Annotated in this window: 5 protein-coding genes (1 of these 5 cut by a window edge); 3 read left to right on the forward strand and 2 right to left on the reverse strand. The window is 73.2% G+C overall.

All coding sequences use genetic code 11. The features are described from left to right. The 3 genes in view from AB0M82_RS32745 to AB0M82_RS32755 are tightly spaced (each overlapping or abutting the next) and all read left to right on the forward strand, a layout consistent with a single transcriptional unit that may run on beyond the window. A protein-coding gene (locus tag AB0M82_RS32745) for a type I polyketide synthase (RefSeq protein WP_364730276.1) crosses the window boundary here: on the forward strand, positions 1–3,379 show its final stretch. 12,902 nt of this gene lie to the left of the window's left edge; only the last 3,379 of its 16,281 coding nucleotides appear in the window; the start codon falls outside the window, past its left edge; it ends in the stop codon at positions 3,377–3,379. Continuing rightward, positions 3,380–15,721 carry an SDR family NAD(P)-dependent oxidoreductase gene (locus AB0M82_RS32750; RefSeq protein ID WP_364730279.1) on the forward strand — a complete coding sequence of 4,114 codons (12,342 nt, stop codon included), beginning with the start codon at positions 3,380–3,382 and terminating at the stop codon, positions 15,719–15,721. Then, positions 15,633–16,880, forward strand: coding sequence for an activator-dependent family glycosyltransferase (locus AB0M82_RS32755; RefSeq protein WP_364730282.1), 1,248 nt, complete (start codon positions 15,633–15,635; stop codon positions 16,878–16,880). Before AB0M82_RS32750 ends, AB0M82_RS32755 begins: the two co-directional genes overlap by 89 nt. Before the next feature lie 223 nt (positions 16,881–17,103). On the opposite strand, the gene AB0M82_RS32760 is transcribed toward AB0M82_RS32755, so the two are convergent. After that, entirely contained in the window at positions 17,104–17,532 is a 429-nt protein-coding gene (locus tag AB0M82_RS32760; RefSeq protein WP_364730285.1) for a hypothetical protein, read from the reverse strand. After that, the gene (locus AB0M82_RS32765) at positions 17,529–18,455 is read right to left on the reverse strand and encodes a diiron oxygenase (protein ID WP_364730287.1); all 927 of its coding nucleotides are present in this window, start codon (positions 18,453–18,455) and stop codon (positions 17,529–17,531) included. The genes AB0M82_RS32760 and AB0M82_RS32765 overlap by 4 nt, the downstream gene beginning before the upstream one ends. Positions 18,456–18,554 lie beyond the last annotated feature (99 nt).

An 18,554-nucleotide genomic window follows, 5' to 3' on the forward strand; every position in this document is an offset into this window, starting at 1 on the left:
GGTGTTCGCGGAGTGGATGGATCGGTGTGCGGCCGCGTTGGGGCCGTGGGTTGATTTACGGGACGCGCTGAACAGCGATCGGGTCGAGGTGGTTCAGCCTGCGTTGTGGGCGGTGATGGTCTCACTGGCCGGGTTATGGCGGTCGTTCGGTGTCGAGCCCGATGTGGTGGTGGGTCATTCGCAGGGTGAGATCGCCGCGGCCTGTGTTGCGGGTGCGCTGTCGCTTGAGGACGGTGCTCGGGTCGTGGTCGCTCGGAGCCGGGTGATCGCGGAGAAGCTTTCGGGCCTGGGTGCGATGGCGTCGGTGACGCTGCCGGAAGGCCATGTGTTGGACGGCCGGCTATCGGTGGCGGTCGTCAACAGCCCGGCTTCTGTGGTGGTGTCCGGTGATCCCGAGGCGATCGACGAGCTTCTGCTGACTGTTCCGGGCAAGCGGATCGCGGTGGACTACGCCTCCCACTCGGCTCAGGTGGAGTCGGTGCGGGACGAGCTAGTGGCGGCTCTCGGCGATATCACGCCGAACCCGCCCCAGGTCCCGTTCTGTTCCACGGTGTTCGACGAGGCCGCCTTCGACGCGGAGTACTGGTACCAGAACCTCCGGCAGACAGTTCAGTTCGAGCGGGCTGTGCGGTCGCTGGACGATGCGGTGTTCCTGGAGATGAGCCCGCACCCGGTGCTGACGATGCACATCGAGGGGACCGCCATCGGCTCACTGCGCCGCGGCGACGGTGGACTCGAGCGGTTCCTGACCTCGCTCGCCGAGGCGTACGTGCAGGGCGTCGAGGTCGACTGGACGTCCCTGCTCGCGGACGGCCGGCTGGTGGACCTGCCCACCTACCCCTTCCAGCGGCAGCGTTACTGGTTGAACGCCGACGACACGGACGCGACCCTGCACGATCACCCGTTCATCAGCACGGTGACGGCATTGGCGGACTCGGCCACGACGGTGTTCACCGGCCGGCTCGACCCGGATCGGATGCCCTGGCTCGCCGAACACGCCGTCGGCGACACGGTGTTGCTGCCCGGCACGGCCTTCCTCGACCTCGCGTTGTGGGCCGGCGGCCAGGTGGGCTCTCCGGCGGTGGCCGACCTGACGCTCGAGTCCCCGTTGGCGTTGCCGGGTTCCGTCACGGTCCAGCTCACGGTCGACGCTCCGGACCAGTCCGGTCGACGGCCCGTGCGGATGTACTCCCGGGCCGCGGACGACGCGCCGTGGACCCGGCATGCGTCCGGCGTCCTCACCGCCGGGGCCTCCGCGTCCGGCGAACCGGTGGTCTGGCCGCCCGCGGAGGCGGAACCCATCGAAGTGCCCGAGCTGTACGACAAGCTGGCCGGACTCGGCTACCGCTACGGCCCCACGTTCGGCGGCCTGCGGTCGGCCTTCCGGGCGGGCACGGACCTCTACGCCGAAGTGGCGCTTCCCGGGCGGCTGCGGCCGGAAGCACGCCGGTTCCGGCTGCACCCGGCACTGCTCGACGCGGCGCTGCACGTCATCGGGGCCGACCGGACCAAGCCGGCCCTGCCGTTCTCGTGGACCGGGGTCTCGCTCGCCGCGCCCGGAGCGTCCGCGCTGCGGGTCAGGATCTCGCCGCGCGACAACGACGTCGTCTCGATGCGGCTGTCCGACGACCACGGCAACGAGGTCGGGCGGGTGGACGCGCTGGCGCTGCGCTCGCCCACCCCGCACGACCGGCTGTTCCGGGTGGACTGGAGCACGGCCCCTGAAGGGGCGCCGGAGGGATCGCACACGGTCGTCACGGACCTGGCCGACCTGCGGGACATCCCCGCGACCGTCTTCCTGGAGGTCCGGTACACCGTCGAAACCGTGCGGGAAGCCACCGTCGGGATGCTGGCGGTGCTGCAGGAATGGCTGGCCGACGGCCGGTTCGCCGCTTCGCGGCTGGCGATCGTGACCCGGGGCGCGGAACTCGCCCGCGCGGCGGTCCACGGCCTGGTGCGCTCGGCCCGCTCCGAGAACCCGGACCGGTTCGCCCTCGTCGACCTGCGCGACGGCGACCTCCCGGTGCACGCGGTCCTGGCGGCGCTGGCCGCCGGGGAGACGGAGTGCGAAGTCCGGGACGGGAGCGTCCGGGTGCCCCGGTTGACCCGGGTCACCGGAGAACCCGCGACCGCGGTCTGGGACACCGCGGGCACGGTGCTGATCACCGGCGGCACCGGAGTGCTGGGCGGACTGGTGGCCCGGCACCTCGTCGCCGGGCACGGCGTCCGCAGCCTGGTCCTGGTCGGCCGGCAGGGGCACGCTCCCGATCTGGTGGCGGACCTGGAAGCCGCCGGCGCGCTGGTGACGGTGGCCGCCTGCGACGTGTCCGACCGGGACGCGCTCGCTCGCGTGCTCGCCGGGGTGCCGGCCGAGTTCCCGTTGCGGGGTGTGGTGCACGCCGCCGGGGTCGTGGCCGACGGGGTCATCGGTTCCCTGACCCCGGCGGGGATGGACGCGGTCCTGGCACCGAAGGCCGACGCGGCCTGGCACCTGCACGAGCTGACGAAGGACCTCTCGCAGTTCGTGCTGTTCTCCTCGGCGGCCGGCGTGTTCGGTACCCCGGGACAGGGCAACTACGCGGCGGCGAACGGGTACCTGGACGCGCTGGCGCGCCACCGCCGGGCCGCCGGGCTGCCCGCGGTGTCCCTGGCGTGGGGGATGTGGGAACCGCGCAGCGGGCTGACCGGCCGGTTGGGCGAAACCGACGTGGCCCGGATGTCCCACTGGGGCGTGCGCCCGCTGTCCCCGGCCGACGGGCTCGCGTTGTTCGACGCCGCCTGCGCCCGGGACGAGCCGGTGCTGGTCCCGGTCCGGCTGGACGTCACCGGTGCCGGGGAGGTGCCCGGCCTGCTGCGGGGACTGGTGGCCGACACGGCGCCGGTCCAGGTCGAAACCGGGCTCGCCCAGCGCCTGGCGACGCTGCCGGAAGCGAGTCAGCACCGTGCGCTCCTGGACCTGGTGCGGGCACACGCGGCGGCGGTGCTCGGCCATCCCGCGCCGGACCTGGTCGAGACCACCCGGGGGTTCCTGGACGCGGGCTTCGATTCGCTGACCGCGTTGGAACTGCGTAACCGGCTGGCGGCGGCGACCGGCGTGCGGCTGCCCACCACGGTGCTGTTCGACCACCCGACCCCGGTCGCGCTGGCCCGGCGCCTGCACGGCGAGCTGGTGGGCGGCCCGTGGTCGCCGCTCGACGAACTGGACCGCCTGGAAGCCCGGCTGCGTGAGTCGGCCGACGACGACACGCGGCTGGCGGTGGCGGGCCGCCTGCGGTCGCTGCTGGCGGGCCTCGGCGGCGGCGCGGACACCGCAAGCCTCGACTCCGCCACCGACGACGAACTGTTCGAGCTGGTCGACGACGATCTGGGGATTCTCTAGATGGACAACGAACAGAAGCTGCGCGACTACCTCAAACGGACCATCGCCGACCTGCAGCAGACCCGAAGCCAGCTGCGCGAAGCCCGGTCGGCGGCCGCCGAGCCGATCGCGATCGTCGGCATGGGCTGCCGGCTGCCCGGTGGCGTGGCGAGCCCGGCGGACCTGTGGCAGCTGGTCTCCCAGGGCGTCGACGCCGTCTCGGAGTTCCCCGCCGACCGCGGCTGGGACCTCGATGCCCTGTACGACGCGGACCCCGGCCGGACCGGCACGAGCTACACGCGCCACGGCGGCTTCCTGCACGACGCCGCGATGTTCGACCCCGGCCTGTTCGGCGTGTCACCGCGCGAGGCGCTGGCGATGGATCCCCAGCAGCGGCTGGTGCTGGAGACCACCTGGGAGGCGTTCGAGAACGCCGGGATCGACCCGCTTTCCCTGCGGGGCAGCGACACCGGCGTCTTCACCGGGGTGATGTACCAGGACTACGCCAGCCGCCTGCACCGGATCCCGGACGGGTTCGAAGGGCAGCTCAGCATCGGCAGCTCGCCCAGCGTCGTGTCCGGCCGGGTGTCCTACACCTTCGGCCTCGAAGGCCCGGCCGTCACCGTGGACACCGCGTGCTCGTCGTCCCTGGTCGCCCTGCACCTGGCGAGCCAGTCGCTGCGACGCCGGGAATGCTCGCTGGCCCTGACCGGTGGCGTGGCGGTGATGGCCACGCCGGGCACGTTCATCGACTTCAGCCGGCAGGGCGGGCTGGCCCCGGACGGCCGGTGCAAGGCGTTCGCCGCCGCGGCGGACGGCGCCGGGTTCGCCGAAGGCGCCGGCGTGCTCGTGCTCGAACGGCTGGCGGACGCCCGGCGCCACGGCCACCCGGTGCTCGCGCTGGTGCGGGGGAGCGCGGTGAACCAGGACGGCGCGAGCAGCCGGCTGACCGCGCCGAGCGGGCCGGCGCAGCAACGCGTGATCCGGCAGGCCCTGGCCGACGCGCGGCTCACGCCCGCCGACGTCCACGCCGTCGAGGCACACGGAACCGGCACCACCCTCGGCGATCCCATCGAGGCGCACGCCCTGCTGGCGACCTACGGGCAGGACCGGGCCGAGCCGCTGTGGCTGGGCTCGGTCAAGTCCAACATCGGGCACACCCAGGCGGCCGCCGGGGTGGCGGGCGTGATCAAGATGGTCCTGGCCATGCGGCACGCCGCGCTGCCGAAGACCTTGCACGTGGACCGTCCGTCGGCGCAGATCGACTGGTCGGCGGGTGCGGTCGAGCTGCTGACCGACCAGCGCTCGTGGCCCGGTCCGGTTCGCCGGGCCGCGGTATCGTCGTTCGGCGCCAGCGGGACCAACGCGCACGCGATCCTGGAACAGGCCCCGCCGCCGGAAGAAGCCGGCGACCGGTTCGCCGGGCCCGTGCCGTGCTTGCTGTCCGCCCACAGCGCGGCGGCGTTGCGCGCCCAAGCCGAACGTCTCTCGGCGCACCTGACCGGGACCGACGTCGACGTGCTGGACGCGGGGTACACGCTCGCGCGCCGGGCGGTGCTCGGCGAACGCGCCTTCGTGGTCGCCGACGACCGGGACACCCTGATCACCGAACTCGGCCGGATCGGCGGCGAAGCGGCAGCGGAGGCCGGCGGAGCCGCGTTCCTGTTCTCCGGTCAGGGTTCCCAGCGGGCAGGCATGGGGCGTGAGCTGTCCGCGACCTTCCCGGCGTTCGCCCGCGCGTGGGACGAGATCGGCGCCCACCTCGACCTCCGGACGGACGCCGAGGCGCTGGAACAGACCGGGTTCGCTCAGCCCGCCCTGTTCGCGCTCGAGGTCGCCCTGTTCCGGTTGCTGGAGTCGTGGGGGCTGCGCCCGGACGCGGTGCTGGGACATTCGGTCGGCGAGGTCGCGGCGGCGCACGTGGCGGGCGTTCTGTCCCTTGTGGACGCCTGCGCGCTGGTGTCCGCGCGGGGCCGGCTGATGCAGGAACTCCCCGTGGGCGGGGCGATGGTGGCGGTCCGGGCCACCGAGGAGGAGATCCGGCCGTTGCTGGGCGAGGGCGTCGACCTCGCGGCGGTCAACGGCCCGGCGTCGGTGGTGCTCTCCGGTGACGAGGACGCCGTGCTGGCCGTGGCCGCCCGGTTCGAGGACTCGAAGCGGCTGCGGGTGAGCCACGCGTTCCACTCGGCGCGGATGGAGCCGATGCTCGCGGACTTCCGCCGGGTCGTCGCGGGCCTTTCCTTCCGGCAACCCGAGATCCGGATCGTGGCCGGTGCCGTCACCGACCCGGAGTACTGGGTGCGGCAGGTGCGGGAACCGGTCCGGTTCGCCGACGGGATGCGGACGCTGCTCGACCTCGGCGTCCGGTCCTTCGTGGAGCTCGGGCCGGACGGGGTGCTGTCGGCGATGGGCCAGGACAGCGTGGGGGAGACCGGCGCGGCCCTGGTGCCCGCCCTGCGCCGGGACCGGCCGGAACCGCACTCGGTCGTCACCGCGGTGGCCCGGGTGCACGGGCGGGGTGTCCCGGTCGACTGGACGAAGTACTTCGCGGCCACCGGGGCACGCACGGTCGAGCTGCCCACCTATGCGTTCCAGCGCAAGCGGTTTTGGCTCGACGCGCCCCGCGAGGCCGATGACGTCACCGCGGTCGACCTGGCCGGAGCCGACGGTCTGCTGCTGACCAAAAAGCTGTCGCTGCGGACGCACCCGTGGCTGGCCGACCACGCCGTGCGGGGATCGGTGCTGCTGCCGGGCACGGCGTTGCTGGAGCTGGCGGTGCGGGCCGGTGACCGGGTGGGCCGCGGCCGGGTCGCCGAGCTCACCCTGCACGCCCCGATCGTCCTGCCCGCGACCGGCGAGATCGAGCTGCAGCTGCGGGTGGACGAGCAGCGGGCGCTGACCATCCATTCCCGCGACGGCGCCGAGTGGGTGCACAACGCCAGTGGCTTGCTGTCCGAGGGCGCGCCCGAGACGTTCCGGCTCACCGACTGGCCGCCGGCCGAGGCCGTCGCTCTCGAGGTGACCGGCCACTACGACCAGCTCGCCGACGCCGGACTCCGCTACGGGCCGGCGTTCCGGGGTCTGCGGGCGGCCTGGCGACGCGGCGACGAGGTGTTCGCCGAAGTCGCGCTGCCGTCCCAGGACGCCCACCTCCCAGCACTTCTCGACGCGGCCCTCCACGCCATCGGGCTGGGGCCGCTCGGCGACTCGGGTCTCGCGCAGCTGCCGTTCGCCTGGCACGACGTCGAGCTGTACGCCACCGGCGCTTCGGCGATCCGGGTCCGGATCACCCCGGCCGGCCCCGGCGCGGTCGCCCTCGAGATCGCCGACGGCACCGGGCTGCCGGTGGCCTCGATCGGATCGCTGACGCTCCGGCCCGCCGCGGTGGAGTCGAAGCAGAACGGCATGTACCGCGTCGGCTGGGTCCCGGTGCCGGCCGGATCGCCTGTCACGGACGTCGTCCTGACGATGTTCGAAACCGGAACAGAACTTCCCGGAGGCGGGAGGCAGGCGGCCCACCGCGCGCTGGAGCAGGTGCAGCGGTGGCTCGCCGAAGAACGGCCGGAACGGCTCGCGTTCGTCACCCGGGGTGCCGTGGCCGTCGGCGCCCAGGACGTCGCGGATCTGGCGAACGCCCCGGTGTGGGGCCTGCTGAGGTCCGCGCAGAACGAGCACCCGGACCGGTTCCTGCTGGTGGACGTGGACGACGACCCCGAGTCGACGCGAGTCCTTCCGGAACTGCTCGGCGCCGGTGAACCACAGCTCGCGATCCGCGCCGGGATCGGCTACGCACCCAGGCTCACCCGGTTCACCACGGGCAGAAAACGCCTCGACGTGTCCACGCCGGGCACGCTGGCCGGCCTCGCCTGGGTTCCGGCACCGGAGGCGGAGCGGCCGCTCGGCCCCGGCGAGGTGCGGGTCGAGATGCGTGCCGCCGGCGTCAACTTCCGCGATGTGCTGGTCACCCTCGGCATGTATCCGGGAACGGCGGCGGTTGGCTGCGAAGGGGCCGGTGTGGTCACGGAAGCCGGACCGGGCGTGACCCGCTTCCGGCCCGGCGACCGCGTGTTCGGGCTGTTCGCGGGTGCTTTCGGCCCGCTCACCGTGACCGATCAACGGCTGCTGGCGCCGATTCCGGCCGGCTGGACCGCCGAACAGGCCGCCGCGGTGCCGCTGGTGTTCCTGACCGCCTACTACGGGTTGCACGACCTCGCCGGAGTCCGGGCGGGGGAACGGGTGCTCGTGCACGCGGCGGCCGGCGGGGTCGGGATGGCGGCGGTGCAGCTGGCCCGGCACTTCGGCGCCGAGGTGTTCGGCACCGCTGGCCCGGGCAAGCAGGCCGCCTCCGGCCTGGACGACGACCACTTCGCCTCGTCGCGGGAGCTGGGCTTCGAGGCGAAGTTCGCCGGCGGCGGCGAATTCGACATCGTGCTGAACTCGCTGGCGCGTGAGTTCGTGGACGCGTCACTGCGGCTGCTGCGGCCCGGTGGCCGGTTCCTCGAGATGGGCAAGACCGACATCCGTGACCCGGCTGAGCACCCCGGGCTGGGCTACCGGGCCTTCGACCTGTTCGAAGCGGGCACCGACCGGCTCGGGGAGATGCTCGGCGAGATCACCGCGCTGTTCGGCCGGGGTGTGCTCAGCCACCTGCCCGTGACCACCTGGCCACTCGGCCGGGCCGAGCAGGCGTTCCGGTTCCTCGCCCAGGCGAAGCACGTCGGCAAGGTCGTGCTGACCGTGCCGAAACCCCTCGACCCCGACGGCGCGGTCCTGATCACCGGCGGCACCGGGGCGCTGGGCGGCCTCCTCGCCCGGCACCTGGTGACCACACACGGCATCAGGCACCTGGTGCTGGCCAGTCGCCGGGGCGAAGCCGCCGAGCTGTGCGCGGAACTGACCGCCCTCGGCGCCGACGTCACCACGGTCGCCTGCGATCTGGCCGACCGCGCGGCCGTCGCGCGGATGCTGGCCGCGATCCCGCACCGGTTGACGGCGGTGGTGCACGCCGCCGGGGTGCTCGCCGACGCCACCGTTTCCGCCTTGACGCCGGACCGGCTCGACGAGGTGCTGCGGCCCAAGCTCGACGCCGCCTGGCACCTGCACGAGCTGACCGGCGATCTCTCGGCGTTCGTGCTGTTCTCCTCGGCGGCCGGAATTCTCGGCGGCGGCGGCCAGGCCAACTACGCGGCCGGCAACGCTTTCCTCGACGCCCTCGCGCAGCATCGCCGGGCCCACGGCCTGCCGGGCGTCTCACTGGCCTGGGGGTACTGGGGACAGTCCGGCGGCATGGCCGGTCAGCTGGACGAACGCGAGCGCGGCCGCATCAGCGGCTCGGGCATCGCGGCCTTGTCCGAGCAGGAAGGGTTGGCCCTGTTCGACGCCGCGCTCGGCGCGGAGGAAGCGCTGCTGGTGCCGGTCCGGTTCGACCCGGCCACGCTGCGCTCGGAGTCACCGTTGCTGCGACGCCTGGTGCGTGGCCAAACCCGCCGGGTGGCCGAGGTCGCCACCGGCCCCGCCTTGGACCGTTCGAAATCCGCGCTGCTGGACCTGGTCTGTGAGCACGCGGCGATGGTGCTCGGCTTCGGCTCGGCGGCCGAGATCGACCGCGGCCGGGCCTTCCGGGACCTGGGCTTCGACTCGCTCACCTCGGTCGAGCTGCGCAACCGGCTGGCCGCCGCCACCGGTCTGCGGCTGCCGTCCACGCTGGTGTTCGACCAGCCGACCCCGAACGCGCTGGCGGCTCTGCTGCACAAGGAACTGGCCGGCGCGCCGGCCGAGGCGGCGCCCGCCGTCCGAGCCGCGCCCGCCGACGAGCCGATCGCCATCGTGTCGATGAGCTGCCGGCTGCCCGGCGGAGTGGACTCTCCCGAGGACCTGTGGGAGCTGGTCGCCGCCGGCCGGGACGCCATCGCGGGGTTCCCGGTCGATCGCGGCTGGGACATCGGCGGGCTCGGGCCCAGCGGGGGCGGATTCCGGTACGACGCCGCCGAGTTCGACGCGGGCTTCTTCGGGATCTCCCCGCGGGAGGCACTCGCGATGGACCCGCAGCAGCGGATGCTGCTGGAAGGGTCGTGGACGCTGTTCGAGCGGGCCGGGCTGGATCCCGCGTCGCTGCGCGGTGCGCCGGTCGGCGTCTACGTCGGCGCGATCAACAACGGCTACGCCGAGAGTCTGGGCGGCGTCCGCGACAGCGTCGAGGGCTATCTGGTGACCGGCACGATGAACAGCGTCGCCTCGGGCCGGCTGGCCTACACGTACGGGTTCGAAGGCCCGGCGATCACCGTGGACACCGCGTGCTCGTCGTCCCTGGTGGCGATCCACCTGGCGGCCCAGGCACTGCGCCAGGGCGAGTGTTCGCTGGCCGTGGCTGGTGGCGTGACCATTTCGGCGACCCCGGACATCTTCGTCGAGTTCGGCAAGCAGCAGGCGCTGTCCGCGGACGGGCGGTGCAAGGCGTTCTCGGCGGCCGCCGACGGGTTCGGGGTGGCCGACGGGCTCGGCCTGGTGTTGCTCGAACGGCTCTCCGACGCCCGGCGCCACGGCCACCGGGTCCTGGCGGTGGTACGCGGTTCGGCGATCAACCAGGACGGGGCGTCCAACGGGCTGACCGCGCCGAGCGGGCCGGCGCAGCAGCGGGTGATCAGCCAGGCGCTGGCGAACGCCGGCCTGCGACCGTCCGAAGTGGACGTCGTCGAGGCGCACGGGACGGGCACCCGCCTCGGGGACCTGATCGAGGCGCAGGCCCTGGCGGCCGCGTACGGGCCGGTTCGCGTGGGATCGGTGAAATCCAACATCGGGCACGCCCAGGCGGCCGCGGGCGTGGTCGGTCTGATCAAGGTGGTGCAGGCGCTGCGCGAGGGTGTGCTGCCGAAGACCCTGCACGTCGAGACCCCGCTGCCGGAGCTGGCGGAGCTGCGGTTGCTGAGCGAGGCCGAGGAGTGGCCGGCGACCGGCCGGCCGCGCCGGGCCGCGGTGTCGTCCTTCGGGATCAGCGGCACCAACGCGCACCTCGTGGTGGAGCAGGCACCTGCTGATCCGTTTTCACCGGCCACTTCGGACGCTCCGGCGCTGATGCCGTGGGTGGTGTCCGCGCGCAGCGCGCAGGCGCTGCAGGCGCGGCTGGACCAGCTGCGTTCGCACGTGCTGGCGCACCCCGGGCTCAGTCCCGCCGACGTCGGCTTCAGCCTGGCGACCGGCCGGTCGGCGATGCGCCACCGGTCGGTGGCGATCGGCGAAACCCGCGAGGAACTGCTCGCGAACCTCGGCGGGGTGACCGGCGACGCGCCGGCGTCATCCGGGGCGGTCTTCGTGTTCCCGGGTCAGGGCTCGCAGTGGACCGGGATGGCGACCGAGCTGCTGGAGTCTTCGCCAGTGTTCGCCGAGCGGATGCGGGAGTGCGCGGCGGCGATCGGGTCCATTTCGGACATCGACGTCCTCGCCGCGCTGCGGGACGAATCGGCACTGGGGCGGGTCGAGGTCGTACAGCCCGCGTTGTTCGCGGTCATGGTGTCGCTGGCGCGGCTGTGGCAGTCCTCCGGCGTGCGGCCGGCCGCGGTGATCGGCCACTCCCAAGGCGAGGTCGCGGCCGCCTGCGTCGCCGGCGCGTTGTCGCTGGCCGACGCGGCCCGGGTCGTCGTGACGCGCAGCCGGTTGTTCGCGGAGACCATGGCGGGCAAGGGAGCCGTGCTCGCGGTGGCCCGGCCGGCCGGGGAGGTCGCGGGCGGGCTGGCCCGGTGGGACGGCCGGCTGTCGGTGGCCGGGATGAACGGGCCCGCGTCCTCGACCGTGGCCGGTGACCTCGCCGCGCTGGCCGAGTTCGCCGACGAATGTGCGGCGGCCGGGGTGCGGACCCGGATGGTGCCGGGCACGATCGCGTCCCATTCGGCCCAGGTGGACGAAATCCGTGACCGGCTGCTGGCCGCCTTGGCCGACGTGACACCCCGGGCCGGCGAGGTGCCGTTCTACTCCACGGTCACGGGCTCCCTGCTCGATCGGATGGTCTTGGACGCCGAATATTGGTACCGCAACGTCCGCGATCCGGTCGACTTCGAAGGCGCCGTCCGGGCGGCCATGACCGACGGGCACGCCGTGTTCGTCGAGGCCAGCCCGCATCCGGTACTCACGATGAGCATCGCCGACATCGGTGCCGTCGCGGTCGGCTCGCTTCGCCGCGGCGAAGGGCACCTGCGGCGATTCCTGACCTCGCTGGCCGAGGCCCACGTCCACGGGGTCGAGGTCGGCTGGGAATTCCCGGCCGGCGCGCACCTCGTCGACCTTCCGACGTACCCCTTCCAGCGCGACCGGTACTGGCCGGACGGCACCCGGTCCGCCGACGTGCGGTCGGCCGGTCTGGACGCCGCGGACCACCCCTTGCTCGGCGCGACCGTGACCCTGGCGGAGTCCGACAGCGTGGTGTGCACCGGGCTGCTGTCGCCGGGCACCCAGCCTTGGCTGGCCGACCACGTGGTGGCCGGCACGGTGCTGTTCCCCGGCACGGGGTTCGTCGAGCTGGTCCGGCACGCGGGCGACCAGGTCGGCTGCGGCACGCTCGAACAGCTGACCTTGACCACGCCGCTCGCCTTGCCCGCCGGGGAAAGCGTGCAGGTGCAGGTCACGGTGAGCGCGCCGGATCCGTCCGGGGCCCGGCCGGTGACCGTCCACTCCAGACGGTCGGACACCAGCTCCTGGGCCCGGCACGCCACCGGCCTGGTGACGTCCGAGCCGGCGCGGTACTTCGAGCTGACCCAGTGGCCGCCCGCCGACGCGGTCGCGCTGGACCTGGCCGGGCTCTACGAACGGCTGGCCGGGGCCGGTCTGGCGTACGGCGACGCGTTCCGGGGCCTGGGCGCGGCCTGGCAGCGCGGCGACGAGCTGTTCGCCGAAGTGTCGCTGCCCACGGAGATCCGCGACGCCGGCCGCTACGGCCTGCACCCGGCCGCCTTGGACGCCGCGCTGCACGTCCTGGGCGTCGCCGACCGGGGCATGCTGCTGCCGTTCGAATGGTCCGGGATGTCCCTGCGCGGCACCGGGGCGTCGACGCTCCGGGTGCGGCTGGTGCCGGTGGGAACCGATGCGTTCTCGCTGGAGCTGGCCGATGCCACGGGTTCGCCGGCGGCGTCGGTGGCGTCGCTGTCGTTCCGGCCGGCCACGAGCGTGCGACCGGATTCGCTGTACCGGCTCGACTGGGTACCGGTGCGTGCGGCCGGGCCGGCGGCCGAGGTCGTGTTCGCCGAGAACTTCACCGGCCCCGCGGACGCGCTCGGCCTGATGCAGGACTGGCTGACCCGGGACACCGCCGCCCGGCTGGTGTTCGTCACCAGGGCGGCGGTGGCGGCCCGGCCGGGCGAGGACGTCACCGACCTGACCAGGGCCGGAGTCTGGGGGCTGGTCAGGTCCGCGCGGTCGGAGCACCCGGACCGGTTCGGTCTGCTGGACCTGGACGGGGAGCTGCCGGAAAGCGCCGTCGCCGCGGCCTTCGGCGCCGGCGAGACGCAGCTCGCGGTCCGCGGCGGCGAACTGCTGGCGCCCCGGCTGGAACGGCTCGCCGACGAGCCGCGGCCACCGGCAGGCACCTGGCGGCTGCACAGCGGCAAGGGCTCGCTGCGAGACCTGTCGTTCGGCGCGGCGCCCGAGGCCGACCGGCCGCTGGCCGCCGGTGAGGTGCGGGTCGCGGTCCGGGCGGCCGGGGTGAACTTCCGGGACGTCCTGGTCGCGCTGGGCCTGGTGGCCGAGGGCCACCGGGCGATCGGCGCCGAAGCCGCGGGCCTGGTCGTCGAGATCGGCCCGGACGTCACGGGCCTGGCGCCGGGCGACGCCGTGCTGGGCCTGTTCTCCGGCGCGTTCGGACCGGTGGCGGTCACCGACCACCGGATGCTGGCGCGGATCCCGCGAGGCTGGTCCTACGCCGAGGCCGCCGCGACCCCGGTCGCGTTCCTGACCGCCTGGTACGCGCTCACCGACCTGGCCGGGGTCGAACCAGGGCAATCGGTGCTGGTGCACGCCGCGGCGGGCGGGGTGGGCATGGCCGCCGTGCAGATCGCCCGGCAGCTGGGTGCGGAGGTGTACGCGACGGCGAGCCCGGGCAAGTGGGACGCCCTGCGATCGCTGGGCGTGCCGGACGACCACATCGCCTCGTCCCGGGATCTCGGGTTCGAGACCCGGTTCCCCGCGGTCGACGTCGTGCTCAACTCGCTGGCGAACGAGTTCGTCGACGCCTCGCTCCGGTTGCTGCGACCGGGTGGCCGGTTCCTCGAGCTGGGCAAGACCGACATCCGCGAAGCCGCCGACCACCCCGAAGCCGGCTACCGGCCGTTCGACCTGGCCGAAGCCGGCCCGGAGCGGATCGGCCGGATGCTGGCCGACGTGCTGGCGATGTTCGCGACGGGACAGCTGCGACCGTTGCCCACCAAGCTGTGGGACGTCCGCCAGGCGCGGGAGGCGTTCCGGTTCATGGCGCAGGCCCGGCACGTGGGCAAGGTCGTGCTGACCGTGCCGCCGCCGCTCGACCCGAAGGGCACGGTGCTGATCACCGGAGGCACCGGCACCCTCGGGCGCCGGATCGCCGAGCACCTGGTGGCCGAACACGGCGTGCGGCACCTGCTGCTGACCGCGCGCCGCGAGGACCACGCGCCGATCGGCGTGGACGCCGAGGTGGTCGTCTGTGACGTCGGCGACCGCGCCGACCTGGAGCGGCTGCTCGCGCGGATCCCCGCCGAGCGCCCGCTGACCGCGGTCGTGCACGCGGCCGGGGTGCTGGACGACGGCGTCATCGAATCGCTGACGCCGAGCCGGTTGGACCGGGTTTCCCGGCCGAAAGCCGAAGCGGCCCGGCACCTGCACGAGCTCACCCGCGAGCTGGACCTGGCCGCGTTCGTGCTGTTCTCCTCCAGCGCGGGCGTCCTCGGCGCCGCCGGCCAGGGCAACTACGCCGCGGCGAACACCTCTCTGGACGCGCTCGCCGCGCACCGGCAGGTGCGGGGACTGCCCGCGGTCTCGCTGGCCTGGGGCCTCTGGGCGGACGAAAGCGGGATGACCGCCACCGCGGACACCGCGCGGCTGTCCCGGTCCGGGCTCGAGGGCCTGTCCACCGCGGAAGGGCTGGCGCTGTTCGACGCCGCGCTGGAGACCGGTCTGCCGCTGGTGGTTCCCGCGAAGCTGGAGCGGCGGGCGCGGACCCCGCGCCCCGCCGTACGGTCCGATGTGGACGGTCTCACCCGCCGGCTGGCCGCCATGCCCGCGGCCGAGCGGGAGAAGACCCTGGTGGACCTGGTGCGTGGCCACGCGGCCGCCGTGCTCGGCCACGCCGGGCTCGCGGCCGTGGCGCCGGAGCAGGCGTTCCTGGAGGTCGGGTTCGACTCGCTGACCGCGATGGAGCTGCGCAACAGCCTCAACGCGGCGACCGGCCTGCGGCTGCCCGCCAGCGCGGTGTTCGACCACCACACCCCGGCCGGCCTCGCCCGGCACCTGCTGACCGAACTCGGCGCCGAAGCACCCGCGACGACGGACCTGCTCGGCGACCTGTTCCGCCGGGCCGTCGCGGACGGCCGGGTACCGGAAGGCCTGGAGCTGATCAAGGCAGCCGGCGGCCTGCGGCCCACCTTCACCTCGGTGGCACAGCTGGCCCGGCTCCCGCGGCAGGTGCCGTTGGCGACTGGTCCGAACCCGACCGGCCTGCTCTGCTTCCCGTCCCCGATGGTGATGGGGGGCGTCCAGCAGTACGCCCGCCTGGCCGCGCACTGGCGTGACGTGCGCGAGGTGCGGGCCGTGCCGGTGCCGGGCTTCGACGGTGGCGAACCGCTACCGGCCACAGTGGACGCTCTGGCCGGCGCACTCGCCGAATCCGCGCTGAGTCAAGGTGATCCCCGCGGGGAGGTGCTGCTGGGCTACTCCTGGGGCGGGATGCTCGCGCTGGCCACCGCGGAGGCGTTGGCGCGGCGAGGTTCCCGGCCCGCGGGGGTCGTCCTGCTCGACACGCACGTCGGAGAGGTCGACGGGCTCTTCGAGCGCGTGCTGCGGGGCCTGCTGGAAAGAGAACCCCTGTTCGGCCCGTTCACCGGCACCCGGCTGTCGGCGATGGGCAAGTATCTCCGGCTGCTCGGCGGGTTCCCGCCACCGGAGATCACCGTACCCGTGCTTTTCGTGCGGCCCGAGGGCTCGGCCGGTCTGCGGCCGGGCTGGCCCACGGTGCTGGACGTGCCCGGTGACCACTTCACGATGGTGCAGGAGCACGCCGCCGACACCGCACACGCGATCGAAGAATGGTTGGGAGAGTTCGATGCGAGTCCTGTTCACGACGTTGGCGGCGAACGCGCACCTGTACAACCTGGTGCCGATGGCCTGGGCGCTGCGCGCGGCCGGTCATGACGTCCGGATCGCCGCCCAGCCGGACCTCACCGACGCCATCGTCCACACCGGACTGCCGGCGGTGCCGACCGGTCCGGCGCTGGACCTCGCCGGGCTGAGCCGCAAAGCCCAGGAACGGCCGGCCGCCAAGACCGTCTTCGGCTCCGAGTTCGACGTCACCGAGATGCGGCCGGAACGGCTCACCCTGGACTACGTCCGCGGCGTGTTCACGACGTGGTGCTCGTTCGGACTGGAGCGGCTCGCCCAGGACGCGGTGCTCGACGACGTGGTCGGGTTCGCCCGGGCCTGGCGGCCGGACCTGGTCATCTGGGACGCGCTGACGTACATGGGCCCGATCGCCGCGCGAGCCAGCGGCGCGGCGCACGTCCGGATGCTGTTCGGGCTCGACCACTGGGCCCGCATGCGCGCCCTCTTCACCGAGCTGGGCGGCACCGGGGGAGCCGACCCGATGGCGGAGTGGCTGTCGGGCAAGCTGGCCCGGTACGGCTGCACGTTCGACGAGGAACTGGTCCTCGGGCAGCGCACGCTCGACCCGCTGCCGCCGTGGACCCGGTTCCCGACCGGCGTCGACTACCTCCCGGTGCGGCACGTGCCCTACAACGGCCCGTCGGTGGTGCCGTCGTGGCTGTCCGAGCCGCCCGCCCGGCGCCGGGTCTGCGTCACCCTCGGCATGTCCCGCCGCGACCTGTGGGGCGCGGACCGCTTCTCGGCCGACGACCTGTTCGACGCGGTGGCCGGCCTGGACATCGAGGTGATCGCGACGTTGACCGCCCGGCAGGCTTCGGCGGCCTCGGCGGTGCCGGAGAACGTCCGGCTGTTCGACTTCGTCCCTCTGGACGCGCTGCTCCCGACGTGCGCGGCGGTGATCCACCACGGCGGCGCGGGCACGACCGGGAACGCCGTGGTGCACGGGGTGCCGCAACTGGTGATTCCCGGCAACATGTGGGACAAGGCCGGGCTGGCGGATCTGCTGGCGGAGCAGGGAGCCGGTTTGGTAATGGAGCACGAGCAGGTCACCGCCGAGCAGCTGCGGGCGCAGTTGGTCAGGTTGCTCGACGAGCCGTCGTTCGCGGTGTCCGCGGAGAAGGTGCGGGCGCAGGTGGCGGAAACCCCTACGCCCGCGCAGGTCGTGCCGACGCTGGAACGGCTGGCGCTCTGACCGCGAAGGTTCACCGGGTCGGCGACCGGCTCAAACGCCCCAATGTGGCTTTGGGTGCGTCCAATGCACCGAATGCCACTTTGGGTGCGTCCAATGCACCGACTGCCACTTTGGGTGCGTCCAATGCACCGACTGCCACTTTGGGTGCGTCCAATGCACCGACTGCCACTTTGGGTGCGTCCAGCGCAACCAACGCCACATTGGGGCGCGTCCGGTCACCGCACTAGCGAGCGTCGAGGACTGAGGGTTGCCGCTCGCCGGCGGACACGCCCCAGAACAGGGGAGTGGCGTCGTCGAGCAGCAGTCCCGCCGCCCATCGCGGGTCCACCAGCAGGACGTCGCCGTCGCACTCGACAGTCCACTCCGGACAGCAAGCCAGCACGACGAGGAGATCGCCGTCGGCTTCCGGCACGACGTCGGGCTCGGTCATCAGGGCAAACGTCACCGTGGCCGCCACCGGGTGCCGCATCGTCAGCGACAGGCCCGCCGGATGTGGGGACAACTCGAAGTCCGGCCCGCCGTCCAGCTCCCGCGCCTTGGCCAGCCACCGCACCAAGACGTCACTCCACTGCGCGCCGGGGGCGAAGCGGGCCGGCTCGGACTCGGCCGCCAGCGGCACGGACAGCAGCGCCAGCACGTAGTCGCGGATCATCCGAGCAGGCCCACGTCGAGAAAAGCTTTCGACACCGGAGGATCCGCGAACACCCCGTTGTCCCGGAGCATGCGCAGCGTCGGCGTCGCGTTGCGCAGCACGGCCTCGCGAGTCCGCGCCGACGTGGACATCTCCGCCACGACCCGCACCGGGTCGTCGAATTCGCCGGGCATGCTGCGCAGCACGCTGGTCAGCGCGGGTTCGTCCGGCCAGAGGAACGCGAAGATCACCCGGGGCAGCAGCGCGCCGATCTTGCGGCGCAACGGCAGCGGCATCCTCGGCCAGAGCTGTTCGAACAGCTGGCGGAAGAACGCGTGGTGCCGGCCCTCGTCCGCGGCGTGGTCCTGCGCGAGCTCGCGAACGGCCGGCTGCACGGACGGATCCTTCGGCAGCTTCGTCAGGGTACCGGTGATCAGGGTCTCCGAGACGATCGCGAAGAACAGCTTGACCAGCGGCCGGTACGCGGGCAGCTCGGCCGAGTACAGCGCGGCGAGCTCGGTGAGGAACCGCGGCCGGTGCTCGATCGGGACCACCCCGGTCTCGGCCATGACCGCCGACTTGAGCGTGTTGGACATCTCCGCGTGGCCGGCTTCGTCGGTGTAGATCCGCAGCACGTCGTCCTTCATTCCGGCCGGCAGCCACGGCAGGAAGTCCGGCGACCTCAGCAGCGCGCAGATCTCGTTGACCGGGCCCATCTCCAGCCGGACAGTGAACTCCAGGTGCAGGTAGAGGCTGTGGACGAGGATCGCCTCACGGACGACGGCCGGTGCCGCAAGCACTCGCGGGCACGCGGACAGCGGGCACAGATCCGCCGAGAAGTAGTGCCTGCCCGCGGTGAACGGGGAGTCCCGGTGGGGCTTCGACCGCACCCACGACCGCCGGTCCCACTCGGTGAACCTCGACCGGTACTCGCTAGCTGTCAACGGATTCACCTCCTGCCACACTCCACCACGCACGACCCGCGAGCCCCACCCCTATGTTCGTTGTCGCCGCCCGCGAGCCTGGATACGCTGCGCTGCAAC

Source organism: Amycolatopsis sp. NPDC051128 (assembly GCF_040682715.1).
Lineage (GTDB): Bacteria > Actinomycetota > Actinomycetes > Mycobacteriales > Pseudonocardiaceae > Amycolatopsis.